7 protein-coding genes are annotated in these 11,301 nt (G+C 46.2%); 1 reads left to right on the top strand and 6 read right to left on the bottom strand.

From position 1 onward, the window contains the following. Positions 1 to 78 precede the first annotated feature (78 nt). Positions 79 to 1,182 carry a UDP-galactopyranose mutase gene (gene glf / locus QGT46_RS12615; RefSeq protein WP_024727060.1) on the bottom strand — a complete coding sequence of 368 codons (1,104 nt, stop codon included), beginning with the start codon at positions 1,180 to 1,182 and terminating at the stop codon, positions 79 to 81. A gap of 149 nt (positions 1,183 to 1,331) precedes the next feature. On the opposite strand from glf, the gene QGT46_RS12610 reads away from it, so the two are divergent. Next, a complete protein-coding gene (locus QGT46_RS12610; RefSeq protein WP_148459059.1) occupies positions 1,332 to 2,966 on the top strand; it encodes a Na/Pi cotransporter family protein in 1,635 nt (544 codons plus the stop codon). Here the strand turns inward: QGT46_RS12610 and QGT46_RS12605 are convergent. The 5 genes from QGT46_RS12605 to QGT46_RS12585 are packed head-to-tail and all read right to left on the bottom strand — an operon-like array spanning position 2,961 to position 11,157. After that, complete coding sequence (locus QGT46_RS12605; RefSeq protein ID WP_148459058.1) at positions 2,961 to 4,886, bottom strand: glycoside hydrolase family 13 protein; 1,926 nt, start codon at positions 4,884 to 4,886, stop codon at positions 2,961 to 2,963. The two genes, QGT46_RS12610 and QGT46_RS12605, sit on opposite strands and share 6 nt — an antisense overlap. A 15-nt stretch (positions 4,887 to 4,901) precedes the next feature. Continuing rightward, complete coding sequence (locus QGT46_RS12600) at positions 4,902 to 7,355, bottom strand: glycogen/starch/alpha-glucan phosphorylase (protein WP_148459057.1); 2,454 nt, start codon at positions 7,353 to 7,355, stop codon at positions 4,902 to 4,904. A 26-nt stretch (positions 7,356 to 7,381) separates the two neighbouring features. After that, positions 7,382 to 8,833, bottom strand: a complete 1,452-nt coding sequence (glgA, locus tag QGT46_RS12595; protein WP_301591082.1) for a glycogen synthase GlgA — start codon at positions 8,831 to 8,833, stop codon at positions 7,382 to 7,384. Then, the gene (glgD, locus tag QGT46_RS12590) at positions 8,826 to 9,959 is read right to left on the bottom strand and encodes a glucose-1-phosphate adenylyltransferase subunit GlgD (RefSeq protein ID WP_024727055.1); all 1,134 of its coding nucleotides are present in this window, start codon (positions 9,957 to 9,959) and stop codon (positions 8,826 to 8,828) included. The genes glgA and glgD overlap by 8 nt, the downstream gene beginning before the upstream one ends. Before the next feature lie 13 nt (positions 9,960 to 9,972). Next, positions 9,973 to 11,157, bottom strand: coding sequence for a glucose-1-phosphate adenylyltransferase (locus QGT46_RS12585; RefSeq protein ID WP_024727054.1), 1,185 nt, complete (start codon positions 11,155 to 11,157; stop codon positions 9,973 to 9,975). Positions 11,158 to 11,301: the final 144 nt, after the last annotated feature.

Here is an 11,301-nt window from a genome sequence, read left to right as displayed (position 1 = left end):
TTCAGAATTCTGTGAGAAATTCCAAACGGTCTTTTTAAATTTTTTCTGTTAACCCCGGCAGAATTTACACGAAAAGCATCACAGATTCAGCGTATCCTTCGTAAACCGCAGAGCAGACTCGATGACTTTATCCATATCGTAGTATTTGTACTCCCCGAGTCTTCCTCCGAACAAGACTTTTTCTTCTTTCCTGGACAATTCGCGATATTTTTCAAACAGCCGGTTGTTTTTCTCATCGTTGACCGGGTAGTAAGGTTCCATCCCGTCTTCCCATTCTGCAGGATACTCTTTTGTGACTACAGTCTTTTCCTGCTTTCCGAATGCAAAGTGCTTGTGTTCGATCTTTCTTGTGTACGGCGTCTCCCGGTCCGTATAGTTCATGACTGCCACGCCCTGATGGTTTTCTTCTTCCAGCAGTTCGTGTTCAAATCTGAGACTCCGGTAGGCCAGCTTTCCAAAACAGTATCCATAGTAAGAATCAATCGTTCCGGTGTAGATGACCTTGTCCCCCATAGCCTCCAGCTCCTCTCTCTTTTCCAGATAATCTGTGGAGAGCATCACATCACAGCCATCATACAGCCTCTCGATCAGCTTGTTGTATCCTTCTTTCGGTATTCCCTGATGCGGATCGTTAAAATAGTTGTTATCATAGATGTACCGGACAGGAATCCTCTTAATGATCGATGCGGGCAGGTCCTTACAGTCTCTTCCCCACTGTTTTTCCGTATACCCTTTGATGAGTTTCTCATATATATCTGTACCCACCAGACTGACGGCCTGTTCTTCCAGATTTGATGGCTCTCCCTCCACCTTCTGTTTCTGTGACTCTATGATCTCTTTTGCCTCGGCGGGGAATGTGATTCCCCACATCTTGCTGAAGGTATTCATGTTAAAAGGAAGATTATATGTCTCACCGTGATAGTTGGCTACCGGACAGTTGATGTAATGGTTGAATTCTGCCAGCGAGGTCACATACTGCCACACTTCCTCATTGCCTGTGTGGAAAATGTGTGCTCCATACTCATGGACCAAGATCCCCTCCACATCTCTGCACATGATATTTCCTCCCAGGGCGTCTCTTTTTTCCACGACCAGACATGTTTTCCCCTGTTTTCCTGCTTCTCTGGCCACGACTCCGTTAAAAAGTCCTCCGCCCACTAAAATATAATCATAATGCTTCATAAACTTCCTCCTTATATTTGGTTTATTATACCTTGTACAATGAAAAATGACAATCTGTTTTTCTTGTCTCTTTGCTTATTTTAAAGTAAAATAGAAGTAACGTATTTGTAAAATCTATGTTAAATTTTATATAAACCAAGGAGGCAGCAATGAGTTCTTTTCTATTACCGATGGCCGGCGGCCTGGGACTTTTTTTATACGGAATGAAATTGATGAGTGACGGTCTTGAGAAAGCCGCCGGTGCCAGGCTGAGAGGGATCCTGGAATTTTTCACAACCAACCGATTTTCCGGGATGCTGGTAGGCATCTTCTTCACAGCGATCATCCAGTCGTCCAGTGCCTCCACGGTCATGGTCGTAAGTTTTGTAAACGCAGGTCTTATGAATCTGTCACAGGCAGCGGGCGTGATCCTCGGCGCCAACATCGGAACAACCGTGACCTCCCAGCTGGTAGCATTTAATCTCTCAGATGCAGCACCTGTTTTTTTAATGTCCGGCGTGATCATGGTCATGTTCGTACAGAACCCAAGGATTAAAAAAGCAGGGGAAGTTGTTCTGGGATTCGGCGTGCTGTTCACCGGCCTTACCACCATGTCATCTACGATGTCATTCCTCAAGGACTCACCGGCTGTCATGCAGGCCCTTTCCGGATTGGACAACCATTTTGCCGCTGTATTGATCGGCTTTGTCATCACCGCTGTACTCCAGAGTTCCTCTGTGACGGTCAGCATCGTACTCCTGATGGCTTCCCAGGGACTGCTGGGACTTCCCATCTGTTTTTTCATCATTCTGGGCTGCAATATGGGTTCCTGTGTGTCTGCACTCCTCGCCAGTTTAAGCGGAAAGAAAAATGCAAAGCGCGCCGCAGTGATTCACTTTTTATTTAACATCTTCGGAAGCGCTGCAATTTTTACAATGCTCAGCTTATTCCTCGGCCCGATCACCGACACGATCTTACATATATCAAGCGGCAATGTAGGGCGCAGCGTTGCCAACGCTCATACTTTTTTCAAAATCTTCGAAGTCCTGATCATGTTCCCGAGCACAGGACTGATCGTCAAACTGGCAGAAAAGATCGTCCCCGGAGACGAAGTAAAGCCTGCCCGCTCCGATCTTAACTTCATCGGCGAGTACCGCTCTCCGATCTCCGCGATTCCTCAGGTCCGGCAGGAGATTTCCCGCATGGCAGAGCTCGCGAACAAGAATCTGGAACTGGCTTTCCACGCATTTTTAAACTGCAGTACAAAACATTTGGGAGAGATTTACCAGAGAGAGGAAGAGATCGACAGTCTGAGCCAGAAGATCACCGACTTCCTCGTCAATTCCAATCTGCAGGAACTGCCCGTAGGCGACCGCGAGATTCTCGGCAGCATGTTCTATACCGTCGGCGACATCGAGCGCATCGGAGATCTTGCCGAAAATTTCGCTGACAGTGCCCGCTCAGCGGCTGACCACAATTCCCGTCTGAGCAAAGATGCGAAGCGCGAGCTGGTGAATATGTACAACGCTGTATCTGCCCTTCTTAAGGACGCCGTGCTGATCTTTAAAGAGCACAAAAAAGAAATGATCCCCGACTTTTATAAACACGAACAGGCCATAGATGCCATGGAACGCCGCTATCAAAAACGCCACCTGAACAGAATGGCCCAGGGCATCTGTGAGCCCCGGGCCGGTCTGTTATTTTCTGATATGCTTTCATCCCTCGAACGGATCGCTGATCACGGGACAAATGTTGCATTCTCCGTCATGGATCATGCGGACGAAGAGTTATTGACGGAATTATGACAGACGCATGATCTTATAGTCTGATTTTTGTACCTTTGTGTGGACACGGGTATTGCCAAGCATCTTGACGAGACGCCTGTGTTCCTCCTCAGGCACCCCTTCCCTGTGATCCGCGATGTCAAATTCTATTTCTTCTTCCTCTTCTCCCGGATTGACAAGCAGGAGATAGGCCCCTTGTCCGCACGGTTCTCCGAATATATCTTTATTCCCGGCGACAAAACGCAGGACAGCCAAAACGTTTTCCGATGCACCGATGTACAGCGCATACCCTGTCTGAAGGATTTTCTCCCTGCTCCTGAACACAGAAACCGTCTTCAATTCTTCATAAATTTTCGTGTCATGTTTAAAATAAGGTCCCCGGTTAAACGGGTCCATCAGGCCGTTCATCCCATATTCATCCCCATAATAAATCGAGGGAATTCCCGGAATGAAAAACTGGATCGCAAATGCCAGCCTGGAAAGCACGGCTCCCCTGCGGTCATTTTCTGATGTGACCACATAGTCGATCTGGTTTTCCCTTGACGGCAGCATCTCATTCATGCCGGAAGCCAGTGTCGTCCGGATTCTTGGGATGTCGTGGGACGAAAGCAGATTCATCACACTGTAATAAAACGGCTTTGGATAATTGCACTGCTGCCCCAGCAAAAACTGCTGCATGGCATACGCATCTTCATTTCCAAGCAAAAAGTTGACACAGTTTACCTTAAACGGATAATTCATAGTGCTGTCAAGACCCCTGCCGAGAGCATATTTTCTCTTGACCCCATAGCTTTCCTTGGTGGTCACGTCTTCCCACACTTCCCCGATCAGGGCATAGTTCTTAAACATCTTTTTCATCGTTTTTCGCATCAGGAAAATAAATTCATCCGGAAGCTCATCTGCCACATCCAGCCGGAATCCCGATGCCCCCAGGTTAAACCAGTGCTTTAACACGGAATTCCTTCCCGTGATAATATAAGACAGGAAGCGGTCATCCAGCTCATTGACTTCCGGCAGACTCCGAAAGCCCCACCAGCTCTTGTAATCTCCCCTGCTGTCAAAAGAATACCAGTCATAATATGGTGAATCCTGGCTCTGGTACGCGCCCACGCTCTTATAATTCCCATTTTTATTGAAATACAGGCTGTCTGCTCCCGTGTGGGAGAAAACCCCGTCCAAAATAATATGGATTCCTTTTCTTCTGGCAACCTCGCATAATTCCCTGAAGTCATCGTTGTCTCCAAGGAACGGATCTACTTTTTTATAATCTCCCGTATTGTACCGGTGATTGGAGCTTGACTCGACGATCGGATTCAGATAAATGCATGTAACCCCAAGCTTTTTCAGTTCATCCAGCCGCTTTTTGATCCCTTCCAGATCGCCTCCGAAGAAATCACACGGATCGTAAAATTCTTTTCCCTCCATCGGTCCGAAAAGCGGGCGTTCCTCCCAGCTTTTATGCACATAAATATCACGGCCCATTTTTCTGTGGTATGCTTCCCCTCGTACGGTATTCTGCCGGTCTCCCCGGCAGAACCGGTCCGGGAATATCTGATACATAATGCCTTTTGAAAGCCATCTAGGCGTCTCAAACCCTCTTTCGTAAACCGTTATCTGAAAGCCCCGGACATCTTCTTCTACCCGAATGCCTTCCCCGCAGGTCCGTCCCGGCCTTGCTCCGTAATAATACGTGTAATTACCCTCTGTGATCCTGAAATAATACCACAGGATACACGCTTTTTCGGGCATCTCTATGATACATTCATAGAAGCCCTTTTTCTCTCTCATTGAAAAGGTCTTATGGTAATCTTCCGAATATAAGACCAGTTCCACAGTGACAGCAGTTCCCTCTAAGGCAAAAAGGCGAAGTTTTACCTCTTCGCCTTTTGTGACAGCCCCAACAGGTTCTCTGTACTGCTCAATTGATGCATTATGGATCATGCTCTCTCACCCTGCCTATTTGTATGTTGGTAAATTCCAGATTTTTTCATTGTATTCTTCGATTGTTCTGTCGGAAGAGAAAAATCCGGATTTGGCGGTATTGATCACCGCTTTCTTCACCCATTCATCGTGGTGATTGATATACATGTCGTATACCTTCTCAAATTCTTCCACATAAGAAGGCAGATCATACAGGACAAAATACTGATCCGGGATATTATGTTCTCCAAACAGCAGAGACTGATAAATATCAGAGTATTTTCTCTTTCCGTATCTCGGAAGTTCTCCGGCGATCAGACAGTTGCACACCTCACGGATCATTGGGTTTTGTTCAAAAATGGTTCCCGGATTGTATGTCCGGTACTGTTTCATGGAATTAATCTCATCCACAGTGGCTCCGAAAATAAAGATATTTTCTTTTCCTACCTGCTCAAAAATTTCTACATTGGCTCCGTCCATGGTTCCCAGAGTCAGCGCACCGTTCATCATAAACTTCATGTTTCCGGTTCCGGAAGCTTCCAGTCCGGCTGTTGAAAGCTGTTCACTGATGTCAGCCGCCGGTATCAGCACTTCAGCCACAGACACAGAGTAGTTTTCTACAAATACAACCTGCATCTTATCCTTCGTAGCAGGATCATTGTTGACCATATCTCCGATGGAGTTGATCAGACGAATGATCTCCTTTGCCCTCTGATATCCCGGAGCCGCTTTTGCCCCGAAAATAAAGGTGATCGGCTTGCTTAAGAAATCAGGATTTTTCTTCACCTGTTTGTACAGATAAATAATATGCAGGCATTTTAACAGCTGTCTTTTGTACTCGTGAAGCCGTTTGCACTGTACATCGATCAGAGAATCCGGATTGATCTCAATTCCCTGTTTCTGTTTCAGATACTTGGCAAGCCTTCTCTTATTGCGCTGTTTAATAGCATCATATTTTTTGCAGAATTCCGCATCATCAGCCATCGGCATGATCTTTTCAAACAGACGGTAGTCACCGAGCAGGTCTCCCCTGACATTATCCTGGATCAGATCACACAGTTCCGGATTTGCCAGAGCAAGCCATCTTCTGTGTGTAATGCCGTTGGTAATGGCAAGGAATTTTTGAGGATAAATATTGTAAGAATCGTGGAACAGATTCGTCTTTAATATGTCTCCGTGAAGCTGGGACACTCCGTTTACCCTGTGGCAGACGGCAACACAAAGATTTGCCATGCGGATCTGGTTATTTCCGATGATCGCCATATAAGCAATCTTGGCCTCATCATTCGGATAATAAATTCTCAGGCGCTCACAGTACTTCTGGTTCATGACACAGATGATCTGATAGATTCTTGGCAGAAGGAGCTTAAACATATTCTCGTCCCAGCACTCCAAAGCCTCGGCCATGATCGTATGGTTCGTATAGTTAAAGATCTGGCTTACGATGTCCTCTGCTTCTTCCCATCCAAAGCCTTCTTCGTCCATGAGAATCCTCATTAATTCAGGGATCGCAAGGGTCGGGTGAGTATCGTTGATCTGGACAGCCGCATACTCAGGAAGAGTATGGAGATCTCCTCTTTTTTCCTTGTGGTGTTTTACCATAAGCTGCATAGTGGCAGATGTCAGGAAATAAAATTGCTTTAATCTGAGCAGTTTTCCCTGCATATGGTCATCCGCAGGATAGAGAACCTTTGAGATCACCTCTGCAAACTCTGAGTCCGCAGAGGCCTTCTCATATCTTCCCTTATTGAAGGAGTGAAGGTCAAAGTTCTGCTTGCTCTTTGCACTCCAGAGTCTCAATGTGGCCGGGGCATTGGTCTTATATCCCATTACCGGCACATCGTACGGTACGGCCAGCACTGTGTGATAGTTGTAGTGCTCGATCTTTAAGCCGTCCTCCGTCCAGTTTTCCTTGATCTCTCCGTTAAAGTGGACTTCCATCGTCAGTTCCGGGCGTTCTACTTCCCACACAAAACCGTCTCTCAGCCAGTCATCTTCTACCTCTACCTGGCTGCCGTCGATGATCTTCTGCCGGAACAGTCCGTATTCATAACGGATACCGCATCCGATCGCCGGCAGATTTAATGTAGACAAAGAATCCAGGAAACATGCCGCCAGACGTCCCAGCCCTCCGTTTCCAAGCCCCGGATCGCTCTCTTCATCTAAAATATCGTCAAAGTCAATGCCCATCTTTTCGAAGGCCTCTTTATAGTCCCTCAAAACCCCGGAATTAATCAGGTTGTTGCTGTATGCTCTTCCCATAAGGAATTCTGCAGACATATAATATAATTTTTTCAGTCCCAGATCCTCTGTCTTTTTACGGCTCTTGGTCCAAAGATGCATGATATCATCCCGGATGCAGCCAGCTCCCGCTTTATAAAGCTCATCTCTGGTCGCCTCCTCCAATGTTGTTCCGAAGTTGTTGTTCAGCTTGTTCTCAACATTGCTGATGATCTCCTTCACCTTGCTGTTATTGTTTACAATTTTCATCCTCTGTTGCTCCTTTCACCAGTTGTCTAAAGAATGCTCTGGTATAATTCTAGATATTTTTTGGCTGATGACCCAAAACTGTTGTCAGACTCCATCGCCCTTTGAATCAAGCCTTTCCTGCGCTTTGGACTGCGCAGCGTATTCAATGCGTAACGAATGATCGAAAGCATCTCATGCGCATTATAATTCCTGAAAGAAAATCCGTTTCCTGTCTCTTCAAATTCATTGTAGCTCTGGACCGTGTCACAAAGCCCTCCGGTCTCCCGCACGATCGGCAGAGTTCCGTATCGAAGTGCGATCATCTGTGAGATGCCGCACGGTTCAAACTTGGAAGGCATAAGGAACAAGTCGCTGGCAGCGTAGATCTGATGAGCCACCGCATTGTTGTATGCGATATATGAGCATACTCTTCCCTTATACTTATTCTCCATAAAGCGGAAAAATTCTTCATAATCATGATCGCCGGTTCCCAATACGACGAAAGCGATATCTTCCGTACACATCAGCTCATCCAGGATATACTTGACTAAATCAAGTCCCTTCTGTGCGGTAAGACGGCTGACCATGCCGATGATCGGCACTCCGGGAGAAATGCTCAGTCCCAGATCACTGATCAGTTTTTCCTTGTTCTTTTTCTTTCCTGTCAGATCATCTTTATTAAAATGATACTGCAGATACGGGTCCGTCTCCGGATCAAATTCTTCTGTATTGATGCCGTTTACAATTCCCCATGTATCCCAGGCTCTGGCATTCAAAATGCCTTCCAGCCTGTATGCAAACTCAGGAGTTTTGATCTCCTGTGCATAAGTGGGACTTACCGTGCTGATCCGGTCTGCAAATACGAGGGCTGCTTTCATGAAGCTTGCACACTCATAATTATGCATAAATTCCGGTGTATCATACCTCGGATCGATACCCAGCCAGTGATGAAAAGCCTCAAAGGCATACTCACCCTGATACATCATGTTGTGAATCGTAAAGATCGTCCTGGCACGCCCGATCTCCCAATGGCTGTACTGAGTCTTCAAAAGAAGCGGGATCAGCCCGGTCTGCCAGTCATTGCAGTGGAGCACATTCGGAAGGAATCCAATCCTTCCGGCAGCCTCGATTACAGCGCGGCAGAAATATGCGTACTGCTCTCCTTCTGCGTCCCCGCCCCTGTAAACCGCATCGCCGAAGTACTCTTCATTGTCAATAAAGTAATATGTGACATCGTTGAAAAATAATCCCTCAACGCCTACATATACGTCTCTTCCGGCAAAATGTATATAAAAATCTGCCATATGCTTTGTCTGTGCAGCATACTTATCCTTAATCTGACGGTGGAACGGCATCATGACTCTGGTATCCACATGGAGCTTGTTGAGCTCCTTCGGCAGAGTACCGATGACATCGGCAAGGCCGCCCAGTTTCACAAAGGGAGCACATTCCGCTGCAACCATCAGTACGTTCATCATACACTCATTCCTTTTATTCATTGACGCTGGCTCCCTTCGGTATGAACACCGGATGCTGTCTGGATCCGGATAAATGTGCGTTAGAATAGATCTTTACATGACGGTCCATGATCGTATGGTTGATGTCCGCACCCTTTCCGATAAAGCCTTCCGCCATAACGATAGAATTTCTGATCACTGCGCCTTTTTCAATCTGGCATCCGCGGAAGATAACAGAATTTTCTACGGTTCCGTCGACTTCACAGCCGCTGCTGATCAGACTGTTGCTGATATTCGCCTCGATACCATAGCGGGCAGGCGCACTGTCACTCGTCCTAGTATACACTTTATTCTTACCAAAAAACAGTTCTTTCTGCACATCCTGTTTCAATAAATCCATATTGATATTGTAATAAGCCTCCACAGATGTGATGCAGCCTACATATCCTTTGTATTCATAGCCCTGAATATACAGGCGGTCAAAATTCGGAATAAGTACGTCGAAGAAGAAATGTTTTCTGTTGTGGGATACTGCCTCCTGGATAAAGTCGATCAGGAGTTCCCGTTTCATAATATACACATCCATGCTCTTCTTACCGTAGCGGTGCTTCGTCTCAGAATAGCACATATCCGTAATGCGTCCGGACTCATCCGGTTTCAGGTATACGCCGTCGTAATCACAGTTGGTGGCGTCATCACTGTTGTCAAAATACATCATGGAGATATCTGCGCCGCTGTCGATATGCTTTTCCAGCATGTCGTTAAAATCGGAATTAAATATCACATAAGAACGGCCAAGAAGAATATACGGCTCGGTAGCTTTCTTTAAAAATCCCAAAGTTCCCCTCAGACCATCCATGACACTGGCATATTCTCCGGATCTTCCACTTCCTGATATGTACGGAGGAAATGTGTAAAGTCCTCCACGTTTTCTGTTGAGGCCCCAGTCTTTCCCGGAACCAACATGGTCCATCAGAGAGCTGTAATTGTATCTTGTCATGATTCCGACGTTTTTAATGGCAGAGTTGACCATATTGCTCAGGAGGAAATCTATGGTCCGGTATCTTCCGCCTACCGGGAGTGCCGATAAGCTTCGGGTGCGCACCAAATCCTGAAGTCTTCTGTTTTCTTCTCCTGCATTTATAATTCCAAGCATTTGATTTTCCATAGTTTCTACCTCCCTAGTGTAAAATAGATTCCGGATAGATCATTGCACCATCCTCAACGACAGCATCCTCAAGCACCACACTGTGATAGCCGATGACGGTAACTTCATTGCCCTCTCCGATTTTGCTTCCTTCTTCCACGACAACTTCTTCATCAATGATCGCTTTATTGATCTCGCTGTTTTCCCGGACGATGGAATCCTTCATGATGACACTGTTCTTCACCACCGCACCTTTTCCGATCTTTACGCCGGAATGAATGACACAGTTTTCCACGGTTCCCTCAATGAAAGAACCATCTGCGATGATACTCTTTTTCACACTGGCGCCTTCTGCTATGTAATGAGGCGGAAGTCCGTAAGTCCTTGTGTAGACTTTCAGCTTGTCATCATTTAAATTCAGCTGAGGATTCTCTTCCAGCAGCTCCATGTTGGCCTCCCACAGGCTTGATATCGTTCCTACATCTCTCCAGTATCCGTCAAAGCTGTATGCATACATCTTCTTTCCTTCTTCCAGCATTCTCGGAATGATGTTCTTGCCGAAATCGTGTTCTGAATCCGGATCATTGGCATCATCGATCAGGTACTGGCGGATCAGTTTCCATTTGAACACATAAATACCCATAGATGCTTTCGTGCTCTTAGGATGAGCCGGTTTTTCTTCAAACTCCTCGATCTTGTTGTCCTTATCGGTGTTCATGATCCCAAAACGCTTCGCTTCTTCCAATGTAACTTCCAGTACAGAGATCGTACAGTCAGCACCTTTCTTCTTATGGTAATTGAGCATTTTCTGGTAATCCATACAGCAGATCTGGTCACCGGACAATACAATGATGTGGTCCGGATCATAGTTGTCGATGAAATTGATATTCTGGTAAATGGCATCAGCAGTTCCGCGGTACCAATTCCCTTTTTCTCCTCTCACATACGGCGGAAGCACGAAGGCTCCTCCGTTCATATTGTCTAAATCCCAGAATCCTCCAGTTCCGATATAGGAATTAAGCTCCAGGGGTTCATACTGAGTCAGGACACCCACGGTATCGATCCCTGAATTCGCGCAGTTGGATAACGGAAAATCTATAATCTTATATTTACCGCCGTAGGGAACGGCAGGCTTCGCCTTCTTCTGGGTCAACGCAAACAATCGGCTTCCCTGGCCGCCTGCCAGCAACATTGCTACACATTCTTTTTTTGTAATCATAGTTTTCCTCCTTCTCACAATAATAACTTCTCGGAATCTCAATGAATGAGATTCTAACTGAAATTTGAAAACTGAATATCGTGCAGGAATAGAGATTTGGCAAAAAAGGGCATAAACGTTGGACATAGAGGAAGCTATGCCTTG

It is taken from the genome of Anaerostipes faecis (genome assembly GCF_910574135.1).
GTDB classification, from domain to species: Bacteria; Bacillota; Clostridia; order Lachnospirales; family Lachnospiraceae; genus Anaerostipes; species Anaerostipes hominis.
Note: the sequence above shows the minus strand (reverse complement) of the source record. Positions and strands in the feature narration are given on the sequence as shown.

What these genes read in the sequence shown, in the direction of transcription:
- glgA (WP_301591082.1), bottom strand. Translation starts at nt 8,833, where the DNA reads ATGAATAAAAGGAATGAGTGTATGATGAACGTACTGATGGTTGCAGCG.
- QGT46_RS12600 (WP_148459057.1), bottom strand. Translation starts at nt 7,355, where the DNA reads ATGAAAATTGTAAACAATAACAGCAAGGTGAAGGAGATCATCAGCAAT.
- glgD (WP_024727055.1), bottom strand. Translation starts at nt 9,959, where the DNA reads ATGGAAAATCAAATGCTTGGAATTATAAATGCAGGAGAAGAAAACAGA.
- QGT46_RS12585 (WP_024727054.1), bottom strand. Translation starts at nt 11,157, where the DNA reads ATGATTACAAAAAAAGAATGTGTAGCAATGTTGCTGGCAGGCGGCCAG.
- glf (WP_024727060.1), bottom strand. Translation starts at nt 1,182, where the DNA reads ATGAAGCATTATGATTATATTTTAGTGGGCGGAGGACTTTTTAACGGA.
- QGT46_RS12610 (WP_148459059.1), top strand. Translation starts at nt 1,332, where the DNA reads ATGAGTTCTTTTCTATTACCGATGGCCGGCGGCCTGGGACTTTTTTTA.
- QGT46_RS12605 (WP_148459058.1), bottom strand. Translation starts at nt 4,886, where the DNA reads ATGATCCATAATGCATCAATTGAGCAGTACAGAGAACCTGTTGGGGCT.